The sequence below is a fragment of the Amycolatopsis minnesotensis genome (genome assembly GCF_039529815.1).
Taxonomy (GTDB): domain Bacteria; phylum Actinomycetota; class Actinomycetes; order Mycobacteriales; family Pseudonocardiaceae; genus Amycolatopsis; species Amycolatopsis minnesotensis.
This window is the reverse complement of sequence record NZ_BAAANN010000017.1, coordinates 141,297-161,784: the sequence shown is the minus strand read 5'-3', so window position 1 is coordinate 161,784 and position 20,488 is coordinate 141,297. Positions and strand designations below refer to the sequence as shown.

Genomic DNA, 20,488 nt, shown 5'->3' with positions numbered 1-20,488 from the left:
ACCACTGTGACACACCGGGGAGCCTGTTACCAGGTAGTCCCGATACCTGGATAAGCAGACTCCTGGTACCAGTTTAAATCGCACTGGATCGTAGTACCCATGACTCAGTCCGTACTCGCGCCGCAGACGACCAGGGTCGCCGCGGCGGCCGCTCCGGGACTGACCTCCGCCGGTCTGATCACCGTGCTGCTGGGGGCAGCCCTTCCTGTCATCGACTTCTTCATCATCAACGTCGCGCTGCCGACGATCCATACCGACCTGAACGCCTCGACCGCGACGCTCGAACTCGTCGTCGCCGCATACGGCATCGCGTACGCGCTGCTCCTGGTGGTCGGCGGGCGGCTCGGGGACGCCTTCGGGCGGCGCAGGCTCTTCATGCTCGGACTGACCGCGTTCACGCTCACGTCGCTGGCCTGCGGGATCGCCCCGACCGCCGAAACGCTGGTGATCGCGCGCGCCGCTCAGGGCGCGTCGGCGGCGCTGATGCTGCCGCAGGTGCTCTCCACCATCCAGGCGACGACCTCCGGCGAGCGCCGTTCGCGGGCGCTCGGTCTCTACGGCGCGACCGGCGGCGTCTCGACCGTCGTCGGCCAGCTCCTCGGCGGCGCGCTCGTCGCCGCGAACATCGCGGGCACGTCCTGGCGCCCGATCTTCCTGGTCAACGTGCCGATCGGGATCATCGGGCTGCTGCTCGCCCGCAAGCACCTGCCCGAGACGCGCTCGACCAACCCGATGGGCGTGGACCGCTGGGGCACCGTGCTGCTCGGCGCTTCCCTGCTGACGCTGCTGGTGCCGATGATGGAAGGCCGCGCGCTCGGCTGGCCCGTCTGGTGCTGGGTGCTCCTGGGGATCTTCCCGTTCGCGATGGCCGCGTTCATCCGGGTCGAGCGGAACCTGGAGCGCGCCGGAGGCGTGCCGCTGCTGCCGCCGTCGGTGATGCGGATGCCGAGCATGCGGCGCGGCCTCGCGCTCGCGGCGCCGTTCTTCACCGGGTTCGGCGGCTTCATGTTCGTCTACGCGATGACGCTGCAGGACGGCCTGCACCTCGGGCCGCTCGGCTCCGGGCTGGCGCTCACGCCGATGGCGATCGGGTTCTTCTCGATCTCGTTGCTGAGCAGCAGGCTGGTGGCCCGGTTCGGGCAGCGGGTCGTGCTCGTCGGCGCCGTCGTGCAGCTTCTCGGCATCGCGGTGCTCGCCGGGACCTCGCTGCTCGCGTGGCCGGACCTGACCCCGCTCGAACTCGCGCCGGGCATGCTGCTGCTCGGCATCGGGCAGGGGCTGGCGATGACGACGCTGTTCCGGATCGTGCTCTCGCGCGTGCCGTCGGACCGCGCCGGTGTCGGCAGCGGCGTGCTCACCACCACGCAGCAGACGTTCCTCGCGCTCGGTGTCGCCACGCTCGGCAGCCTCTTCGCCTCGCTCAGCGCACCGGACTCGCTCGGCCTGCGCGACGCGTTCGTGCTGGTGCTCGCCGTGCAGGCGGTGCTCACCGTGATCGTGTCCGTGATGGCGCCCCGGCTGCCCGATCCGCGGGACTGAATTTTTGCCTTCCTGAAAGGAGTTCTCATGAACCTCGTACTCCACCCCGTGCTCCCCGGCGCGAACCTGATGGTGGGCAGGCGGTTCCACGCCGCACTGTCCAAAGGCGACTGGTCCGCGATCCGCGACCTGCTCACCGACGACGCGACCTGGACCCTGCCCGGCGACAACCTCGTCTCCGGGCACGTCTCCGGCGCCGACGCCGTGGTGGAGCGGGCGCGGCTCATCGCGAGCTACGGCGTCCACTTCGCACTGCAGAACATCTTGGTGAGCAAGGAAAACGTGGCCCTTTCCCTGCACAACACGGCGGCACGGGGTGATCTGATCCTCGACGAGCACCTGGCGACCGTGTGCACGCTCCGGGACGGCCGGATCAGTGCGATCGAGACCTACCTCTCGGACGTCGACGGCATGAACGCCTTCTTCCAGTAGGGGTTCGCGTAAGCACTCGGGTTCGTCCCAGCGGGGCCGGGGCGCATGCCCTGAAGGCGCCCTTGAGGGAATCCGACGCCGCGAAGGGCACCTTCAGGGCATCAGCATCACCATGCTCCGCGCGGTGAGGGGCGAGATCGCGGCGTCAAATTCCCCGAAGGCGCCCTTCAGGGAATCCGACGCCGCGAAGGCGCCCTTCACAGCAACAGCATCACCACACTCCGCCCTGTGAGGGGCGAGATCGCGGCATCAAATTCCCCGAAGGCGCCCTTCAGGGCATGCCCAGACCCCTCTTCTCACTCCCACCCACATGCCCCCAAAAAAGAGCCTTCAAGGACGTACCTGCCGCGAATGTGACCGTCACGGACCCGCCCAGCTCCAGGCCCATGCCCCGAAGGCGCCCTTGAGGGAATCCGACGCCGCGAAGGGCACCTTCAGGGCATCAGCATCACCACACTCCGCCCTGTGAGGGGCGAGATCGCGGCATCAAATTCCCCGAAGGCGCCCTTCAGGGACCAAACCCCGGCGACTCCTCACCAACCTCCGGGGCACTCGGGCGGGCCGGGTCCGGAGTTAGGTGTCCGATAATCACTGGCGTTCGCGGGGGTGCGGCGCGTGGAATGGGGATCATGCGTGCCGGGGTCGTGGGTCAGTTCGCGGTGGTCGCCGCCGCGTGGGGGTCGAGCTTCCTGTTCATCAAGGTCGGGCTCGGCGGGCTGACCCCCGGCCAGGTGGTGTGGGCAAGGCTGGTGTTCGGGTCGCTCGCGCTCGCCGCGATCATGCTCGTCACCCGGCGCGCCATCCCCCGCGAACCGCGTGTGTGGGGCCACCTCACCGTGGTCGCGCTGCTGTTGTGCGTGTTCCCGTTCCTGCTGTTCGCGTGGGCGGAAACCCGCATCTCGTCCGGGCTCGCCAGCATTTTCAACGCCACCACGCCCTTGCTCACGATGGCGATCGGCGCGGTCGCGCTGGCCTCGGAACGGCTCACCCGCGACCGCGCGCTCGGGCTGGTGCTCGGGTTCGTCGGCGTGGTGGTGATCATCGGCCCGTGGGCGGGCATCGACTTCGGCCACGAGCTGCTGGCCCAGCTCGCCTGCCTCGGCGCCACGTTCTGCTACGGCTGCTCGTTCGTCTACTTGCGACGGTTCGTGGCCCCGCTCGGGATCCCCGCGGTCAGCGTCGCGTTCGTCCAGGTCACGATCGCCGCCGTGATCATGCTCGCCGCGACCCCGTGGCTGACCGCCACCCCGCCACGCCTCGACCTCCCGATCGTGCTGAGCATGCTCGCACTGGGCGCCATCGGGACGGGGCTCGCGTACCTGCTGAACATGAACGTCGTGCGGGCATGGGGCGCCGCGAACGCGTCCGCCGTGACGTACCTGTCGCCCGTGGTCGGGGTCGCGCTCGGGGTGACCGTGCTCGGCGAGCCGCTGACCTGGAACCAACCGGTCGGCGCGGTGCTCGTGATCCTCGGCATCGTCGCCTCGCACGGCAAGCTCCGCACGAAACGCCGCGAGCCGATCTCCGTTCGGTAGGTGGCACGCGGGTTTCGCCATGCCGCGAAGGAAGGCTCTCGTACCTGCGAAGGCGTAGTTCGTGACGTTAGATTCCCTGAAGGTCGCCTTCAGGGACAAATGACCTGTACGCGGACTACGAAGATCCGCCAGGAGCCGACAGGAAAGTACAACACGCCATCACATGGATTCTTCGAATCGCGCAAGCCGACCTGGCGTGGCGATACCGCCACCTCGACGCAGTCACCGTTGGCACCGGTTCCACCGCTGTGGCTGCTCTTCCGCCACCCGCCGGTGGTCGGGTTCATGATCCACCTCGTCGCGCTCGCTCAGGTCCCGGCGATCACCTGCTTGATCAGCTCGACCGAGCGGGCTTCGTCCAAAGCCAATCCGGCAAGGTGCTCGAACGTAAGCCTAGCAAGCCGGACTTGCTCCTCACGCTCCATTTCGAGTGTGCCGAAGCCGTACTCCAGGTAGGCAATCGATGCCTCATCGGCCTCCGGGAAATCGACCACGAGAAAGCTGCTGTACAACCCATCGTGGCTGCCCACCGCCTGCGGTAACACCTGAAGAGTGACGTTCGGCAGGACCGCGGTAGAGAGGATGTGTTCAAGCTGCGCTCGATCGCAGGTCGGTCGGCGCACTACGGACTCTTCCAGCACAGCGTGGAGATCGAGCACAGGATCCGCATGCAGCCGCTTCGTGCGTCGGAGCCGAACTTCGACTTCGGTTTCGAGCCGCTTACCCCGCCACGGGTGGCGCGCTGCCGCGTAAGTCGCCCGCATGTACTTCTCGGTCTGGAGCAGTCCCGGCACGAAACCGAGCTGGTAGCTGCTGATCTTGGCCGCTTCCGCCTCCATGGCGACGAATCCACGATCGGCGATGCCGTACACCGACCACCAGCCGCGTTCCTGTGCTCGGTCGAAGAGGCGCACGTACGGCTCGTACTCCGAGGTCAGCACGCCGTACAGGTCCAGCATCGCGAGGAACTCGTGGTAGTTCCGCGCCTGCCCCTGTTCGATTCGGCTCATCTTCGACGGCGAAAAGCGCAACCGCCCGGCCGATTCCTCCTGGCTCATCCGGCTCTGTTCGCGCAACCGCCGCAGCGTTCGGCCGAGTTGCCGCTCACGATAGTTCGGCTGCCGCGCCAGGCCCACTCGAAACTCACCCCTCGAAATCACGCGTACGCAAAGCGGAGATGCGGGAGTGCTCCGGCTGGGAGTTTCGACACGAAGTCGCCATCCGGAATCTCGTGACACATGAAGATTTGGGGCTATCCACACGAACTCGAGTACCGTTTCGAGAGCGCGAAAGGCTTTCGCGAGCACCTTTACACCGAACGCGTCGACGATATGGGCTTCTGTCTCGAACACCGCGACGAGCTTCGAGAGGACTGGCTGGTCCGCTACGCGACAGCCTGCGCCGAAGACTACTTAGGCCGCCAGCGCGCGCCTTGCGGCATGTGGGTCGTGAGCGTCTACCGGGAGACCGCCGACGGACGGGACCACCTGGTGACCATCCGAACGAGGTGGACCGCCGCTCAGAAGAACTCGTCGAGCAGGCGGTAGAAGTCCAGCCGCGCCAGATCAACGGGCGCTTCGCCGTAGCGCGCGAGGAACCGGTCCGCGAAACGCGCGTCGAACTGCGGGTTGAGGTCGTCCGCCAGCAGGCTTCGGGTGATCAGCGCGAGGTCCGCGTACCGGTCGGCGACGCCGAGGCGCCCCACGTCGATCAAGCCCGTGACCTCGAACGTCGACGGGTCGAGCAGCACGTTCGGCAGGCACAGGTCGCCGTGGCAGACCACCGGGTCCTCGACGGCCGGAAGAGCGGCTTCGAGTTCGGCCACGAGTCGCGCGGCGGACCAGCCGGACCGCTCGTCGTCGAGATCGTCCAGGTCCACGAGCCCGTTTCCCGCCGCGTGCCTGGCGTCCGGCACGGTCACGGCGAGGCTCCGGTCGAACGGGCACTCCGCCACCGGAAGGGCGTGCAGCGCGCGCGTGAAATCGGCGACGGCATCGACGACGGCGTCCCGCTGAACCGGCGTCCAGTCGTCGGCGGCGGTGCGGCCCGGTACCGCCGTGGACACCAGCCACGCGATGCCGTCCTTCTCCCCGGAGTCGACCACGCGGGCCGCCGGGATGCCCCGCGCGCCGAGCCAGTCGAGCCGGTCGGCCTCGCTCGCCACGTCGAAACCGGCGTCCGGGTGCTCCGATCGGGGCGCGATCTTGGCGTAGAGCGGCGGGCTCCCGTCGAGCCGCCACACCCCGGCACCGGACTTCCCCACCGTCACCGGCACCCAGTCGTGCCGGTCGTACCGGCGGCGCAGCGTCTCGATCATGACCCCATCGTGCCCAAAAAATCCGCGCCGGACCCGTCGGAAAAACCGGCGCCGGTACGACGATGGGGATGTGACGGAACCGCGGGTGCAACGGGACCCGGCGTTCGCGCTGCTCGGGCTGTACGAGAGCGCGCTGCCGGAGGTCTACGGCTACCTGCTGTCCCGCTGCGGGAACACGACCCTCGCGGAGGAACTGACATCGGAGACGTTCCTCGGCGCCGTCCGCGCCTGCCGGAAGACGGGCTCGCCACCGGTGAGCGTGCCGTGGCTGATCGGCGTGGCGCGGCACAAGCTCGTCGACCACTGGCGGCGGCGCGAACGCGAGGAACGGAACCTGCGGCTGGTCAAGCAGGACGAGCCGGAGGCCGTCGATCCCTGGGAAGACGAGATCGACGCGATCCAGGCGCGGGACACGCTCGCGCGCCTCGGCCCGCACCACCGGGCCGCGCTGACCCTGCGCTACCTGGACGGGCTCGCCGTGCGGGACGTCGCGCACCTGCTGGACCGCACCGTGCACGCCACCGAGGCGCTGCTGGTGCGGGCGAAGGCGGCGTTCCGCCGCGAACACGACCAGAAGGAGGGCTCGGAATGACTGACCCGTTCGACGCCCTCCGCACCACGGCGCGAGCCGTCGACCCTGATCCCGATTTCGCCGCCACGCTGCGCGAACAGCTACAGCGGGCGGTACTGAACGGAGGAGAAATGCCCACCACCGAAGCACCGGCCCGCGCCGCGGTCGGCGCGCTGACGCCCTACCTCGCGGTGACCGACGCGCGCCGCGCGATCGACTTCTACGTCGAGGTGTTCGGCGCCACCCGCCGCGACGACCCGATCGTGATGGACGACGGCCGGGTCGGGCACGCCGAGGTCGCCATCGGCGACAGCGTGCTGATGCTCGCCGAGCCGTTCCCGGAAATCGGGAACGTGGTCGCCCCCGAAGGCGGCGCGGTCATGCGCGTCGCGGTGTCCGATGTGGACGCCGCGATGGCGAAGGGCGTGGAACTCGGCGCCGAGCTGGTCCGCCCGGCCGAGGACGGCGGCTACGGCAAGCACGGCATGATCAAGGACCCGTACGGCCAGCGCTGGCTCGTCGCGCAGGCGGAGCCGTCCGAAGCCGGGGAAACACCGGTCCCGCACGGGGAGGCCGGGTACTTCACCTTCCAGGTGCCCGAAGCCGAGCCCGCGAAGGCGTTCTACGGCGCGGTGCTGGGCTGGCGGTTCAAGCCCGGTTTCGTCGAAGGCGGCTGGGGCATCGAAGGGCACGGCCTCGAAGGCGGGCTGTGGGGCGGGCCCGGGCGCCAGGTCGGCTTCAAGGTGATGTTCGCCGTCGACGACCTCGAATCCGCGCTCGCCCGCGTCACCGAACAGGGCGGGCAGGCGGGCGAGGTCGAGGACATGCCCTACGGCCTCAGCGCCGACTGCACGGACAACCAGGGCATCGAGTTCTGGCTCTGGCAGCAGCCGGCCGAATAGTTTTTTTCCCGCTCCACTGACATTCCGTGTCAGTGGAGCGGGCTTAGCGTCCGCGGATGAACTTCGACATGGACCAGCTGGTCGACCGCTACGTCTCGGTGTGGAACGAATCCGACCCCGCGGCGAGGAAGGCCGCCGTCGCCGCGTTGTGGGCGGCGGACGGCACCGAAGTGATCGAGACCGCGACCTACCACGGGCACGAAGCCATCGAGGCCAGGATCGCGGAGGCGCACGAAACGCTGGTGCGCGACGGCGGTTTCGTCTTCCGCGCCGCCGGGGATGCCGCCGGCCACCACGACTCGATCCACTTCACCACCCACATGCTCCCCGCGGGCGGCGGCGAACTCGCCTGGACCGGGTCGATCTTCGTCAAGCTCGGCGAGGACGGCCTGATTCTGGAGGACCACCAGTTCGCCGTCCCGCTACCGGAAACGCGGGCGGTGGTGGCGGAGTTGTTGCGCCGCACCGGGGAAGGCGACCCGGACCGGATCGTGGAGCTGTACGCGCCGACCGTCGACTGGCGGGTGAGCTGGCCCGTCGAGCACCACCCCGTGGTGCCGTGGATCCGGCCGCGGTCCACCCGCGCGGACATCGCCGATCACTTCCACACCTTCGGCAAGCACTGCGACCCGGCGGAAGCGCGCGTGACGGTCGACGACATCCTCGTCGACGGCCGGTGCGCCGTGGTCACCGGAACCAGCTCGCAACTGGTCAAGGACACCGGCAAGCGCTTCACCATGGCCTTCGCGCTGCGCCTGACCGTCGAGGACGGTCTCGTCACCCGCCATCACATGTACGAAGACAGCCTCGCGGTCGTCCAGGCCTTCACATGACCGCGTCGGTCCGCAACGGCCCGGCGGTGACGCGCAAGGCCTTGATGCGCATCGGCTCCTCGTCGTCGAGGTAGAAGATGTGCGTGAACGGGGCGCGCACGACGTTCCCTGGTTCGGACTTCTTCGCCATCGTCGCTTCGCCGCGCAGCAGGCGGACGCCGTCGGCGGCGGTCCAGAACTCGAGCACCTCGTGGGTGATGTCCAGCGGCTCGTCGATCTTGACGAAGAACGCCTTGATGGCCTCGACGCCGACGATGTGCGCGGTGCCGAAGTACATCTCGGTTTCGGCGGTCATGCGCGCGAACCCTTCGCCGAAACTGAGGGTGTCGATCTCGCGCATGATCCGCAGGACCCATTCCGGGGCCGCTGCCGGGTTCGCGGTGCGGGTCATCGGCCGTCCTTTCCGCTCGCAGTACCAGTAGCGTACAACTATTAGTACTAACTTGCTACTAGTCGGCCTTCCCTGTCGCGAGCGGCTTGAGGGCGGCGGCCTCGATCGGCCGATGGCAGCTACTGCACGCGAGGTACGGCTCGGTCTCCTCCCCGCAGGTGGTGTGCAGCAGTGGCCGCGCGTCGAGCGCCAGGCCGCTCGCCTGGCTCTCCGCCCAGCGGGTGACCGAGACGATGGCGGGCACCACCAGCTCGCGCGCGGCCGCGGTCAGCCGGTACTCGTACCAGGGCTTGTCGGGCCGATACGCCCGCTTCTCCAGCAGCCCCAGTTCGACGAGGCCGCCCAGCCGCGAGGTGAGCATGGTCGCGGAGATCCCCAGCGCGCGCTTCAGTTCGCCGAACCGGCACACGCCGAAGAACACCTCTCGCAGGATCTGGTAGTTCCAGCGCTCCGAGATCGCCGCGAGAAACGCTTGCCCGTGCGGGAAGCTGACCTGATCGGCCACCACGACCCTCCCTGTAGCAGTTCGCAACCAGTGCAGTTCTAGCACCGGTGGGCGGGGAGGACCTCAGTCCAGGTCCGTGAACACCTCGGTGAACACCTCGGTGAACACCTCGACGGCCGCCGCCACCAGCGGATGCCGCCCGCTGCCTTCCCGGTGCGCCGCGAAGACCCGCCTGCCGAGGGCGGGTCCCGGCACCGGCCCGGCGACCACCCCGTCCGCGAGCGCGCGCACACCGAGGCGCGGGATCAGCGCGTGCCCGCCGCCCGCGGCGACCAGGCTGAGCGCCACCGCGAAATCGCTCACCTGGTGCCGGATCCGCGGGACGAAGCCCGCCGCGGCGCACCACCGGACGAGCACTTCGCGGCACTCGCTGCCCGGCTGGTCGGAAACCCAGTGGTGGTGTTCGAGCGCACGCGCGTCCCCGGGCACCGCGGCGCCGGGCGGCCGGACCAGCCACATCGGCTCGGTGTGCACGCGCACCTGCCGCACGCCCTCGACTTCGGTCGCGGGCAGCAGGTCGTAGGAGTGCCGCAGCACCACGTCGAACTCGCCTGCCCGCAGGCGCGGCACGCTCGACGCGGGCAGCTCCTCGGTGAGCTGGATCTCGATCCCCGGGTACCGCACGCTCATCTTGGCCAGCGCCTCCGGCACCACCGCGCGCGCCGCGCTGGGGAACACGGCCAGCCGCAGCGTGCCGGACGGCTCGCCCCGATCGCGCGCGAGGGTGGCGTCGATCTCGTCGAGTTCGACGGTCAGCCGCTCCGCGTGCGCGACGAGCGCCTCACCGGCGGGCGTCAGCACCACGCGGTTGGTGGTGCGGTCCAGCAGCGGCGCCTTCGCCTCACGCTCCAAAGTGGACAGTTGCTGGGACACCGCGGCCGTGCTGAACGAACGCGCCTTCGCCACCGCGGCGATCGTGCCCAGTACGGCGAGGTCGCGCAGCAGCAGGAGCCTTCGCACGTCGAGCACGCGGCCAGTCTACGAACCGCACCATCGGTTCCGCTTAACCGGAGCATCGGGAATGACCGCTGTCGCCGTGGCCGCCGGGCTGCCATCGTCGAAGCATGACCACGTGCCCGTCCTGCGCGCTGCCAGCCGACCGCCCGTTCACCGAGGTTTCCCGCCACACCACGTCCGAGGGCATCGTCGTCTACTCGACGTGCGTGTGCGGCGAAACGCTCGTCCACCTCGTCCCGCACCGCTTCGAGCCGCTGCGCGCATACCGCCCAACCGCCTAGCCGCAACGCTCTACGCTCCGCACATGCCCGCTACCCCTATGTATATGGCGTCACCAAAACATAGGTAGCGGCTACGGATTGTTCTCCGTTACCGGTCAGTCAACGGTGGATCGACAAACCGGAAAAATCCGGCTGGCTCGAGGAGGACGCTCGTGCGGAAGTTGACGATCGGCGCCGGCGTGCTGGCGGTCGCCGCCTGCACCACACTCACCCTCGGCTCGGCTCAGGCCGCGCCCACGCTCGCCCCCTTCACCCCCGCGGCCGCGGACGGCGTCGCGGGTGAGTACATCGTCCAGGTCAAGCCAGGCGAAGACGCGGCGCAGGTCGCGAGAGCGCTCGGGGTGGCCCCCACCCACGTCTACGAGACCGTGCTGAACGGCTTCTCGGCCAGGCTGGACGACGCGAAACTCCAGCAGGTGCGCGCGAAGGGCGGGGTCGCCTCCGTCGAGCAGAACGCGCGCGTCCAGGTCGACGCGGTCGGCTCCTGGGGTCAGGACCGGATCGACCAGCCCAAGCTGCCGCTCGACAACTCCTACGTCACCACGTCGACCGGTTCCGGTGTGAACGCCTACATCATCGACACCGGCATCCTGCCAACGCACCCCGAGTTCGGCGGGCGCGCGAAGGTGGCCTACGACGCCACCGGCGGCAACGGCATCGACTGCAACGGCCACGGCACGCACGTCGCGGGCACCATCGGCAGCAACACCTACGGCGTCGCGAAGGGTGTCAAGCTGTTCGGGGTGCGGGTGCTGAACTGCGGCGGGTCCGGCTCCAACACCGACGTGATCGAGGGCATGGACTGGGTCGCGAAGAACGCGGTGAAGCCCGCGGTCGCGAACATGTCGCTCGGCGGCGCCAAGAACGCCAGCGTGAACTCTGCGGCGACGAGGCTCGCGCAGTCCGGTGTCTTCCTCGCGGTCGCCGCGGGCAACGAGAGCCAGAACGCGTCCAACGTGTCACCGGCCAGCGCGCCCGGCGTGTTCACGGTCGCCGCGTCGGACATCAGCGACAAGTCCGCGTCGTTCACCAACTACGGCAAGGACGTCGAGCTGTACGCGCCCGGCGTCAACATCAAGTCGACCTGGCTCAGCAACGGCACGAAGTCGATCAGCGGCACCTCGATGGCCACCCCGCACGTGGTCGGCGTCGCGGCGCTCTACAAGAGTTCCAAGGGTGACGCTTCGGAGGCGACCCTGACGACCTGGCTGCAGGCCAACTCGTCGAAGAACGTCATCACCGGTGTCCCGGCGGGCACCTACAACGGCCTCCTCCAGACCGCGGGCCTTTAACCGTCCACAGTGGACAGTGCCCTCCCCGTGCACCGGGAGGGCGCTGTTCCTTCCACCGCCAACGATTCCACGGGGCCCTCGCGGCATGGTGGTGCTGATGCCCTCAAGGGGCACATACGCGGTGGAACCTCACCCCGGCAGCGCGAACTTCGGCGACCGATGAAGAGTCCGGCCCACGCCCTGCCAGGACAGGCCGGCGTCCAGCACGACGCGCGGCTCCAGCAGGTTCCGCGTGTCGACCACCGCGTCCCCGTGCATCAGCTCGGACACGTACGTCCAGTCGAGGCGCTGGAACTCGGCCCATTCGGTGAGCACCACGATCGCGTCGGCGCCCTTCGCCACCTGGTACGGGTCGTCCACCACGGTCATCCCCGGGATTTCGCCGCCGACCGCGGGGTCGTAGGCGGTGAGGTCGGCGCCCAGCGCGGAAAGCACCGAAGAGACCGAAAGCGCGGGCGAATCCCGCAGGTCGTTCGTGCCGGCCTTGAACGCCAGCCCCAGCACACCGATCCTGGCCCCGGCAAGCGTCCCGCCGACCGCGCCCGCGATCTTCGCGACGATCCGGTCCCGCTGCGCGATGTTCTCGTCGATCGCGGCGCCGAGCATGCCGAAGTCGTAGCGCACCGACTCCGCGATCCGCATGAGCGCGTGCGTGTCCTTCGGCAGGCACGAGCCGCCCCAGCCGGGGCCCGGTTTCAGGAACGAGCGGCCGATCCGCCGGTCGTGGCCCATGCCCTCGGTCACCGAGGTGATGTCCGCGCCGAGCCGCTCGCACAGCTCGGCGATCGCGTTTACGTAGGACAGCTTCATCGCGAGGAAGCAGTTCGCCGCGTACTTCACCAGTTCCGCGCTCGCCGCGTCGGAGATCACCGCGGGCGCGGAAAGCCCGGCGTAGAGGTCGGCGACCCAGTGCGCGGCCTGCTCGTCGTCGGAGCCGACCACGATCCGGTCCGGGCCGAGGAAGTCCGACACCGCGGTGCCCTCGCGGAGGAACTCCGGGTTCGACACCACCGGGACGTCGTGCCTGCCGATCAGGTCGGCGATGCGGCGCGCGGTGCCCACCGGCACCGTCGACTTGGTGATCAGTGCGCAGCCGGGCGGCAGCACGTCGCCGATCTGGGCCGTCACCGCTTCGACGGCGCGCAGGTCCGCGGCGCCGCCCGCGCCCATCGGCGTCGGCACGCACAGGAACACGCCCTCGGCGTCGGCGACCGCGCGCCTGGCGTCGGTGGTGAACGTGAGCCGCCCCGACGTGAGTCCTCTCGCGACCAGCTCCGACAAGCCCGGTTCGAGGATGTCCACCCGGCCGGCCGAGAGCCTCGCGACCTTCGCCTCGTCCACATCGACGCAGGTGACCAGGTGCGAAAGGCTGGAAAGGCAGGCCCCCGTGGTCAGTCCGACGTATCCGGTCCCTACCACCACGATTCGAGCTGAGCTCATGTCAAGCAAGGTCGCAGCCGGAGTTGACCTCCCCGCTAACGGAATCCGACGGGCCCGCGTACTCCTCGCGACGGGTAACCAAGGCAACACCGCCACCTGATGCGAACGAGCGTTAACCTACATCGGCGACGGCTTCACGCCTATCCGGAAGGAACGGGAGAACATGCAGATCAGGGATACCGCGGCGATCGTCACCGGTGGGGCGTCCGGCCTCGGTGGAGCCACCGCGAAGGCGCTGGCGGCCAAGGGCGCCAAGGTCTTCGCGCTCGACCTCGCACCGTCGATCAAGACTGCTGAGAAGGCGGAGCAGGTCGAGGGTGTCACCTACGTCGAAGCCGACGTGACGAACCACGAGCAGGTCCGCGCCGCCGTCGAGCAGGCCACGGGTTCGGGGTCGCCGCTGCGGATTGTGGTCAACTGCGCCGGGATCGGGCCGTCCGCGCGCGTGCTCTCCCGCAAGGGCCCGCACGATCTCGACCTGTTCGCCAAGGTCGTGCAGATCAACCTGATCGGCACCTTCAATGTGCTCACGATCGCGGCCGAGGCCATCGCGAAGACCGAGCCGCTGGACGACAACGCCCGCGGGGTCATCGTCAACACCGCGTCCGTCGCGGCGTTCGACGGCCAGATCGGCCAGATCGCCTACGCCGCGTCCAAGGGCGGTGTGGTCGGGCTCACCCTGCCCGCCGCGCGCGACCTCGCCTCGCACGGCATCCGCGTCGCCACGATCGCGCCGGGCATCATCGACACCCCGATGCTCGCGACCGTCAGCGACGAGTTCCGCGCCGGCCTCGCCGCGGGCGTGCCCTTCCCGAAGCGGCTCGGCCGTCCCGACGAGTACGCCCAGCTCGCCACCACGATCGTCGAACACGACTACCTCAACGGCGAGGTGATCCGCCTCGACGGTTCGCTGCGGATGGCCCCCAAGTAGGCCGCGGCGGCGGGACGCGCGGTCAGATGTCGCCCATGAACGGCACTTCCCGCATCGCGCGTTCCGTCATCCACACCCGCAGCGCGCGCGTGGCCAGCACGTCGTCCTCGTTGTAGCGCAGCAGCCGCTCGCGCTGGACCGCGTCGGGTGCCTCGCCGTCCATGCCGACGGCGTCGCGGTACCACCGCATCGACGCCTCGCCGCCCGCTTCCGCGTCGCGCCAGGAGAACCCGGCGGCGGGGGCGACGACCTTGAGCCCCTTCCCGTACGAGCACAGGAACTGGTCGGCGACGATCCGGAACAGGTCGACCCACTCGTCGGATTCCACAAAGGACCGGATCTCGGCCTTCGACGGGATGCCGGGATGGTCGCGGAAGCGGTCGGCGGAGCCGTAGAGCCAGCGGTTCTCGGCGAGTTCGTTGTAGCAGTAGGCGCGGAAGGTCAGCCCCGCCGCTTCGGTCCGCGCCCGCACCTCGCGGAACCAGGTCCAGAACTCGGCGAACGAGCGCGCCTCGTCCGTCGTCGGCAGCGGCTCCCAGGTCGCGAACGCGTGGTAGCCCTGTTCGATCCCGATGTCCGCGCCGGAGAGCAGGCACCCCCACAGGTAGGCGCCCGAATCGCCGAAGCTCTCCATGTCGACGTCCACCTCGACGTCGGCGCGCGCGACATCGACGCGTTCCACCTTGCGCACCATGGTCAGATCCGCGAGCCACGCGCGCGCGAGCACCACGGCGTCCGCGTAGGAACCGCCGGTCCAGGTGATCGGCGGTTCGTCGCCGGGGTCCATCGCCGCCAATGCGTCCACAGTGGACACTCCGAGCCTGCGCAGCTCCATGGCGTCCTCGCCGCGCACCACCAGGCTCACGTCCCTGGTCTCGGTGAGCTTCTGCTGGCACGTCGGCCAGTACGGGCAGCGCTTGCACTCCAGCACGCGGGACGGCTCGGCCAGCGCGACGTCACCGGAAGCGGCCGCGGTCGCGATGGCGACGCGGTCGGCGAAGCGCGCGTCGTACTCGTCGAGCGCGGTGCGGCCACCCGGCCAGGTACCGGCGGCGAGGTCGTGCCACACGACGACGTCCGCGTCGAGCCCGATCACACCGCCGTAGGCCCGCTCGCGCGGCGCGTGGCCGGAGGTTTCCAGCATCCGGCGCAGGTGCGCGAGCCGCATCTGGTCCCTCGGCTGCGAGCGCACCTTCCGCACCGGGTCGGCGACCGCGTGGTGCGGGTCGAGATCGGTCATCACCGTGGTCGGCGCGCCCGCGCCGCGGTCGGTGATCCGGTGCCGCACCACGAGCACCGGGACGTACCCGCCGTCGGAGCGCACCAGCAGCTCCACGCCGCCGCGCCGGTGCCCGCCGGTGTCGACCGGCAGCAACGCGCCCCAGATGAACGGCACGCCGTCGGCCAGCGCCTGTTCGGTGGCGCGCACCCGGTCCTGGGCAGGCAGGTCGCGCGAGACGGTCACCCAGGTCGCGTCGGCGGCCGAGGCGTCCACGAGGCGTTGCCGGATGGCGAGGCGGTGCGCGGCGGCATCGGCGATACGCTGCTCCGATGCGGGATCGGGCGGCGGCAGCGGCACGTCCCGCATGCCGGGGTCGTGTTCGAGGTGCACCCGCCGACGGCAACGACTCACCGCACCGGCATCCAGCAGCACCTCGGCACCCATGAGGATCACTCTAGGTCGCATCGGGTGTCATGCCACCCGCCGACATGCCCACGCGAGCGGGCACCAGTAAGTTCGTCACCGACGCTTTCGAAAGGTGCAGCCGATGACGCGCAACGACTCTTCCGAAGAGAGCTCGCTCGGCGGGCTCGCCGGCGAGACGGTGGAGGCGATCCAGCACATGGCCGACTCCAGGGCGGCGAAGAAGGCCGAGAAGGCCGCCGGCAAGGACGAGAAGAAGGCCGTGAAGCAGGCGAAGAAGGATGCCGTCAAGGCCGTGAAGAAGGCCCGCAAAAAGGGCGAACCGGGCGGTGAGATCGTGGTGACCGCCGAGCGCGAGGAAAGCCGCTTCACCCCGAAGAAGGCGCGCAACGCGATCGCCGTCGCGAAGGTCGTCGGCCCCGCGGTGATCCCCGTGCTCGCGCCGTTCGCGGTGCGCGCGGCGGGCGCGGCACGCGAGGCCTACGACCGCTACCAGGCACGCAAGCTCGGCATCAGCGTCGACGAACTCGGCGAGTACAGCGGCCGCGGCGCCGGGCTGCACGCCAGGATCGCCGGGCTGGCGGAAGGCTTCGTCGACCTCCACAAGTCGGAGAAGGCCGGCGACGAGGACAAGAAGTTCGCCGCTCGCGGCCGGGGCACGCTGGAGCAGCTCACGGCGACCGTCCGCGCGGCGGAGCGGATGCCGGGCACCCGGCGCAAGGCAGCGCACCGGGCCGTCTCCGCCGAACTGGACCAGCTCGAAACCCAGCTGCTGCACCGCTTGGGCGTCTGACGCGCTGCGGCGGACCTCGCCTTGGCCTCCGCAGGAGCATCCGCCAACGGACGCGGCCGTGGCAGGACCGGCGGCTCAGCTCGCCTTGACGAAGCCCTTCCCCACCATCCAGTTCTTCGCGACCTCGGCGGCGGACTTGCCGTCGATGTCGACCTCCTTGCACAGGTCGATCATCTGCTGGTTCGTCATCGCCTTGCCGACCGGCTCCAGCACGTTCCGCAGCTCGGGGTGCTGCTTCAGGAACTCGGTCCGCAGCGTCACCGAGGCGTTGTACTGCGGGAACGTCTGCTTGTCGTCCTCGAGGATGCGCAGGTTGAGGCCCTTGATCCGGCCGTCGGTGGTGAACACCTCGCCGATGTTGCAGGTGCCGCTCTTGATCGACGAGTAGATGGTGCCGATGCCGAAGTTCTTGATCGTGGTGACCGGGAACCCGTACTTCTTGAGCGCGCCGGGGAACCCGTCCTGGCGGCTGGTGAACTCGGTCTCCAGGCAGAACACCGCCTGATCCGGGTTCTGCTTCAGGAAGTTGGTCATGTCCGTGGTGGTCTTCAGGTTGTTCTTCTGGCCGTACGCGTCGGTCACCGCGAACGCGTACTGGTCGTTGAGCGGCGAGTAGTCGAGCCAGGTGATGCCGTTCTTCGACTCGTCGGCGGCCTTCGTCGCGTCGAACTGCGCCTTCTCGCCGCCGGGCACCGGCAGTTCGTTGCCCTGGTAGTTGATCCAGCCAGTGCCGGTGTACTCCCAGCTCATGTCGATCTGGCCGTTGAGCAGCGCCTGCCGCGCGCTGTTCGAGCCCTTGATGTCGGTGAGGTCGACGACGTCGACACCGGCCGCGGTCAGCGCCATCTCGGCCATGTAGCCCAGGATGATGTTCTCGGTGAAGTCCTTCGAGCCGACCGTCACCTTCACGCCCTGCAGCGAGGGCACGGGCTGGATCGACGCGGGTTCGATCTGGTACGGCACCGCCGCGTTGATGTCGAGGCCGCAGGCGGACAGCGACGCGGCGAGCAGCGCCGCGCCGAAAACCGCTTTGATCCGGCGTTTCATCGCAGTCCCTTCGGTCCGAGCAGCTGTTCCGCGATCGCGCCGAGCCAGTCGACGATCAGCGCGAGGCCGACCGACAGCACGACGCCCGCGATCAGCACCCTGGTCAGGTTCAGCTTGTAGCCCGCTTCGATCAGGAGCCCGAACCCGCCCGCGTCGACGAAGTGCACTAGCGTCGCGGTGCCGACGGCGAGCACGAGCGAGGTGCGCAGCCCGGCCAGGATGAGCGGGATGGCGAGCGGGAACTCGATGCGCCACAGCACGCTCGAACCCGACATGCCGATCCCGCGCCCGGCGTCGACCAGTGCCGGGTCCACCTGGTCGAGCCCGACCATGGTGTTCCGCAGCACCGGCAGCAGCGAGTAGAAGGTCAGCGGGATCGCGGCCACCCACAGCCCGCCGGTCGCGCCGGTCGCCAGGAAGAACAGCACCAGCACGCCGAGCGCGGGCGCGGCCTGCCCGATGTTCGCGATCGCCAGGAACACCGGCGCCGCCCACCGCGCGAACGGCCGCGTCACCAGGATGCCGAGCGGGACCGCGATCGCCACCACCAGCACCGACACCACGAGCGTGACCAGCAGGTGGTCGCCGAGGTTCTTCAGCAGCGCGGCGCCGTTCAGCGTCTCCCGCTCGGTGTCGGAGAGGTTCCTGGTGAACAGCCACACCATCGTGACGCCGACGATCAGCACCACGGCGAGCGGCTGCGCGAAGAGCCGGATCCGCTCCGCGCGCTTCGAGCCGGATTCGGTGGAGAACCCGGTGTCGACAGCGGCCGTCACGACTGGTCCTCTTCTTGGTGGTCGTCCGCGTGCTCTTCGCGGATCTTCTGGATCGTCGACATCACGGTGTCGAGTTCGATCACGCCCGCGTATTCGCCGCGCGGGCCGGTGACCGGTACGCCGCCGCCCTCGGCGAGCATCGCCTCCAGCGCGTCCTGCAGCGTCGACTGGAGGCTCACGAGGTCCCCGAGCGGCCTGCCCGCGGTCGCCATCGTGGCGGCGGTGCCGAGCTCGCGCGTGTGCACCCACCGCGACGGCCGGTTGCGCGAATCGAGCACCAGCACGAAGTGCTTGCCGCGCTTCACGAGCTGCTCGCGCACGGCCGCGGGCGACTCGTCCTCCTTCGCGGTCGGCACGTCCGTCTTCAGCTCGACGTCGCGGACGCGCAGCAGGGTGAGCTGCTTGAGCGAGGCACCGGCGCCGACGAAACCGGCGACCGTGTCGTTCGCGGGGTTGGCGAGGATCGCGTCCGGGCTGTCGTACTGCAGGATCGACGACTGGTTGCCGAGCACCGCGATCTTGTCGCCGAGCTTCACCGCCTCGTCGAAGTCGTGCGTGACGAACACGATCGTCTTCTTCAGCTCGGTCTGCAGGCGGAGCAGCTCGTCCTGCAGGTTGCCGCGGGTGATCGGGTCGACCGCGCCGAACGGCTCGTCCATCAGCAGCACCGGCGGGTCCGCGGCGAGCGCGCGCGCCACGCCGACGCGCTGCTGCTGGCCACCGGAGAGCTGGCGCGGGTACCGGCCGTGGAACTCCTTCGGGTCCAGCCCGACGAGGTCCATCATCTCCTCGACCCTGGCCTCGACCCGCTTCTTGTCCCAGCCGAGCAGGCCGGGGACGACCGCGATGTTCTGCTCGACGGTGAAGTGCGGGAACAGCCCCGCCTGCTGGATCGCGTAGCCGATCTTGCGGCGCAGGGTGTCCGCGTTGAGCTTGAGCGCGTCCTCGCCGCCGATGGTGATCCGGCCGGAGGTGGGCTCGATCAGCCGGTTGATCATCCGCATGGTGGTCGTCTTGCCGCAGCCGGACGGCCCGACGAAGATCACGATCTTGCCCGCGGGCACCACCATGCTGAACTCGTTGACCGCGGGGTCCTTGGTACCGGGGTACCGCTTGGTCACCTTCTCCAGTTCGATTTCGACCCCGGAGACGGCACCGTCGATGCTGGTGGCGCCTTCGGCACTGGTCACGGTTCGGTCAGCCACGGACACCCCTTGAGACGGTGAGACGAGCGATGATGGCGTAGATGCCCTCGAGGATGAGGGCGAGGATGATGACACCGACGGTGCCGGTGACGGCCTGGTTGACGTCGTTGGCGCTGCCGGCGTTGCTGAGCGCGGAGAACACTTCGCCGCCGAGGCCGGGGCCCTTCGCGTAGGCGGCGATGACCTCGATGCCCATCAGCATCTGGGTCGCGACGCGCATCCCGGCGAGGATCGCGGGCCAGGCGAGCCGCAGCTCCACCCGGCTCAGCACGCCGAGCCTGCTCATCCCGATGCCCTTCGCGGCGTCGGAGATCGCCGGGTCGACGCCGCCGAGGCCGACGATCGTGTTCCGCACGATCGGCAGCAGGCCGTAGAGCACGAGCGCGATCACCGCGGGCCGCGAGCCCAGCCCGAAGATCGGGATCAGCAGGCCGAGCAGCGCGAAGGACGGGATCGTCAGGATGGTGCTGGCCAGCGCGGTCGCCAGCGCGGATCCGATCGGGCTGCGGTACACCGCGACGCCGATCAGCACCCCGAGCACCGCGGCGATGATGGTGCACTGCACCACCGCGCTCGTGTGCAGCCACGCCTGGAGCGAGATGCTGCTCCAGCGGTCGGAGATGTACTCGAAGACGTTCATGACCGGCGGCTCCGGCCGGCGCGACGTCCCGCGCGGGTTTCCGTGACTACCTTCATGTCGTTCTCCCACCGCACGTGTCGTTCCCACGGTCGCCCCCGCGCGGGGGCCGGTGACGCGCGTCGCGCGGAGAAGCGGCACCACTGGCTGTCATCAGGCTCGGTTTCACCAGGCTCAGTAGTCTCACGCCCCTCCCTTCCGCGCTCGCATCACCCGTTCGGGGTAGCAGCTTAGTGCCGAGGGATCGCGCTCAGTAGTGCGAACACGGGTCCCCCGAGGCCGGTTATGGTGCGCTCACAGTTCCCCATCGGTTGCCCTTCGGCAACTAATGAAGCCCGTGAATCGGGCGCACCCGCACCGGCTCCGCGCCGCCGACCAGGGAAGATAACCTTTTCGAAGCTATTTCGGGCATACTTCTCGCCCCGGCGTGCCACGCCGGTCACCACAGGGTGGGAGCAC

General features: G+C 69.3%; 23 protein-coding genes. 11 read left to right on the top strand and 12 right to left on the bottom strand.

Going from position 1 to position 20,488, the window contains the following annotated elements; genetic code table 11:
* Window positions 1–99 precede the first annotated feature (99 nt).
* From ABD256_RS22350 to ABD256_RS22340, 3 genes are all read left to right on the top strand, one after another.
* Window positions 100–1,539, top strand: a complete 1,440-nt coding sequence (locus ABD256_RS22350; protein ID WP_344421971.1) for an MFS transporter — start codon at window positions 100–102, stop codon at window positions 1,537–1,539.
* Window positions 1,540–1,566: 27 nt separating this feature from the next.
* Window positions 1,567–1,971 carry a nuclear transport factor 2 family protein gene (locus ABD256_RS22345; RefSeq protein ID WP_344421968.1) on the top strand — a complete coding sequence of 135 codons (405 nt, stop codon included), beginning with the start codon at window positions 1,567–1,569 and terminating at the stop codon, window positions 1,969–1,971.
* Window positions 1,972–2,600: 629 nt separating this feature from the next.
* Window positions 2,601–3,506: a DMT family transporter gene (locus tag ABD256_RS22340; protein WP_425546494.1), complete on the top strand. Its 906-nt coding sequence runs from the start codon at window positions 2,601–2,603 to the stop codon at window positions 3,504–3,506.
* Between the two features lie 89 nt (window positions 3,507–3,595).
* On the opposite strand, the gene ABD256_RS22335 is transcribed toward ABD256_RS22340, so the two are convergent.
* Window positions 3,596–3,793, bottom strand: coding sequence for a DUF397 domain-containing protein (locus ABD256_RS22335; protein WP_344421962.1), 198 nt, complete (start codon window positions 3,791–3,793; stop codon window positions 3,596–3,598).
* A gap of 21 nt (window positions 3,794–3,814) precedes the next feature.
* Window positions 3,815–4,642, bottom strand: coding sequence for a helix-turn-helix domain-containing protein (locus tag ABD256_RS22330; protein WP_344421960.1), 828 nt, complete (start codon window positions 4,640–4,642; stop codon window positions 3,815–3,817).
* 102 nt (window positions 4,643–4,744) lie between these two features.
* Here ABD256_RS22330 and ABD256_RS22325 point away from each other — a divergent pair, with 102 nt between their 5' ends.
* Window positions 4,745–5,053: a hypothetical protein gene (locus ABD256_RS22325; protein WP_344421957.1), complete on the top strand. Its 309-nt coding sequence runs from the start codon at window positions 4,745–4,747 to the stop codon at window positions 5,051–5,053.
* Here the strand turns inward: ABD256_RS22325 and ABD256_RS22320 are convergent.
* Window positions 5,026–5,823 (bottom strand): APH(3') family aminoglycoside O-phosphotransferase, encoded by a 798-nt coding sequence (locus ABD256_RS22320; protein WP_344421954.1) that lies wholly within the window; start codon window positions 5,821–5,823, stop codon window positions 5,026–5,028. The genes ABD256_RS22325 and ABD256_RS22320 overlap by 28 nt on opposite strands.
* Before the next feature lie 70 nt (window positions 5,824–5,893).
* On the opposite strand from ABD256_RS22320, the gene ABD256_RS22315 reads away from it, so the two are divergent.
* Genes ABD256_RS22315 through ABD256_RS22305 form a run of 3 tightly spaced genes read left to right on the top strand, consistent with a single transcriptional unit; the run spans window position 5,894 to window position 8,129 of the window.
* Window positions 5,894–6,415: an RNA polymerase sigma factor gene (locus tag ABD256_RS22315; protein WP_344421951.1), complete on the top strand. Its 522-nt coding sequence runs from the start codon at window positions 5,894–5,896 to the stop codon at window positions 6,413–6,415.
* Window positions 6,412–7,296, top strand: a complete 885-nt coding sequence (locus ABD256_RS22310; protein WP_344421949.1) for a VOC family protein — start codon at window positions 6,412–6,414, stop codon at window positions 7,294–7,296. The genes ABD256_RS22315 and ABD256_RS22310 overlap by 4 nt, the downstream gene beginning before the upstream one ends.
* Window positions 7,297–7,352: 56 nt before the next feature.
* Entirely contained in the window at window positions 7,353–8,129 is a 777-nt protein-coding gene (locus ABD256_RS22305; RefSeq protein WP_344421946.1) for a nuclear transport factor 2 family protein, read from the top strand.
* Here ABD256_RS22305 and ABD256_RS22300 read toward each other — a convergent pair.
* The 3 genes from ABD256_RS22300 to ABD256_RS22290 all read right to left on the bottom strand — a co-directional run bounded on the left by ABD256_RS22300 (window position 8,122) and on the right by ABD256_RS22290 (window position 9,994).
* Window positions 8,122–8,520 carry a nuclear transport factor 2 family protein gene (locus ABD256_RS22300; protein WP_344421943.1) on the bottom strand — a complete coding sequence of 133 codons (399 nt, stop codon included), beginning with the start codon at window positions 8,518–8,520 and terminating at the stop codon, window positions 8,122–8,124. The genes ABD256_RS22305 and ABD256_RS22300 overlap by 8 nt on opposite strands.
* A 58-nt stretch (window positions 8,521–8,578) precedes the next feature.
* Complete coding sequence (locus ABD256_RS22295; protein ID WP_344421940.1) at window positions 8,579–9,025, bottom strand: winged helix-turn-helix transcriptional regulator; 447 nt, start codon at window positions 9,023–9,025, stop codon at window positions 8,579–8,581.
* 63 nt (window positions 9,026–9,088) lie between these two features.
* On the bottom strand, window positions 9,089–9,994 hold the full coding sequence (locus ABD256_RS22290) for a LysR family transcriptional regulator (RefSeq protein WP_344421937.1): 906 nt from the start codon (window positions 9,992–9,994) through the stop codon (window positions 9,089–9,091).
* Between the two features lie 95 nt (window positions 9,995–10,089).
* Here ABD256_RS22290 and ABD256_RS22285 point away from each other — a divergent pair, with 95 nt between their 5' ends.
* Both ABD256_RS22285 and ABD256_RS22280 read left to right on the top strand, forming a co-directional pair.
* A complete protein-coding gene (locus tag ABD256_RS22285; protein ID WP_344421933.1) occupies window positions 10,090–10,263 on the top strand; it encodes a hypothetical protein in 174 nt (57 codons plus the stop codon).
* Window positions 10,264–10,415: 152 nt separating this feature from the next.
* Window positions 10,416–11,555 carry a S8 family peptidase gene (locus tag ABD256_RS22280; protein ID WP_344421930.1) on the top strand — a complete coding sequence of 380 codons (1,140 nt, stop codon included), beginning with the start codon at window positions 10,416–10,418 and terminating at the stop codon, window positions 11,553–11,555.
* A gap of 129 nt (window positions 11,556–11,684) precedes the next feature.
* Here ABD256_RS22280 and ABD256_RS22275 read toward each other — a convergent pair whose 3' ends face one another.
* Window positions 11,685–12,995, bottom strand: a complete 1,311-nt coding sequence (locus ABD256_RS22275) for a UDP-glucose dehydrogenase family protein (RefSeq protein ID WP_344421927.1) — start codon at window positions 12,993–12,995, stop codon at window positions 11,685–11,687.
* 163 nt (window positions 12,996–13,158) lie between these two features.
* Here ABD256_RS22275 and ABD256_RS22270 point away from each other — a divergent pair, with 163 nt between their 5' ends.
* Window positions 13,159–13,926: an SDR family NAD(P)-dependent oxidoreductase gene (locus ABD256_RS22270; protein WP_344421925.1), complete on the top strand. Its 768-nt coding sequence runs from the start codon at window positions 13,159–13,161 to the stop codon at window positions 13,924–13,926.
* Between the two features lie 22 nt (window positions 13,927–13,948).
* On the opposite strand, the gene ABD256_RS22265 is transcribed toward ABD256_RS22270, so the two are convergent.
* A complete protein-coding gene (locus tag ABD256_RS22265; RefSeq protein WP_344421923.1) occupies window positions 13,949–15,592 on the bottom strand; it encodes a TM0106 family RecB-like putative nuclease in 1,644 nt (547 codons plus the stop codon).
* Between the two features lie 103 nt (window positions 15,593–15,695).
* On the opposite strand from ABD256_RS22265, the gene ABD256_RS22260 reads away from it, so the two are divergent.
* On the top strand, window positions 15,696–16,364 hold the full coding sequence (locus ABD256_RS22260) for a DUF6474 family protein (protein WP_344421919.1): 669 nt from the start codon (window positions 15,696–15,698) through the stop codon (window positions 16,362–16,364).
* 75 nt (window positions 16,365–16,439) lie between these two features.
* On the opposite strand, the gene ABD256_RS22255 is transcribed toward ABD256_RS22260, so the two are convergent.
* From ABD256_RS22255 to ABD256_RS22240, 4 genes are read right to left on the bottom strand one after another with little or no spacing between them, the layout of a single operon-like run.
* Window positions 16,440–17,411 (bottom strand): glycine betaine ABC transporter substrate-binding protein, encoded by a 972-nt coding sequence (locus tag ABD256_RS22255; RefSeq protein ID WP_344421917.1) that lies wholly within the window; start codon window positions 17,409–17,411, stop codon window positions 16,440–16,442.
* Entirely contained in the window at window positions 17,408–18,187 is a 780-nt protein-coding gene (locus tag ABD256_RS22250; protein ID WP_344421914.1) for an ABC transporter permease, read from the bottom strand. The genes ABD256_RS22255 and ABD256_RS22250 overlap by 4 nt, the downstream gene beginning before the upstream one ends.
* Window positions 18,184–19,392 (bottom strand): ATP-binding cassette domain-containing protein, encoded by a 1,209-nt coding sequence (locus ABD256_RS22245; RefSeq protein WP_425546493.1) that lies wholly within the window; start codon window positions 19,390–19,392, stop codon window positions 18,184–18,186. Before ABD256_RS22245 ends, ABD256_RS22250 begins: the two co-directional genes overlap by 4 nt.
* The gene (locus tag ABD256_RS22240) at window positions 19,385–20,032 is read right to left on the bottom strand and encodes an ABC transporter permease (RefSeq protein ID WP_344421908.1); all 648 of its coding nucleotides are present in this window, start codon (window positions 20,030–20,032) and stop codon (window positions 19,385–19,387) included. Before ABD256_RS22240 ends, ABD256_RS22245 begins: the two co-directional genes overlap by 8 nt.
* Between the last annotated feature and the right edge of the window lie 456 nt (window positions 20,033–20,488).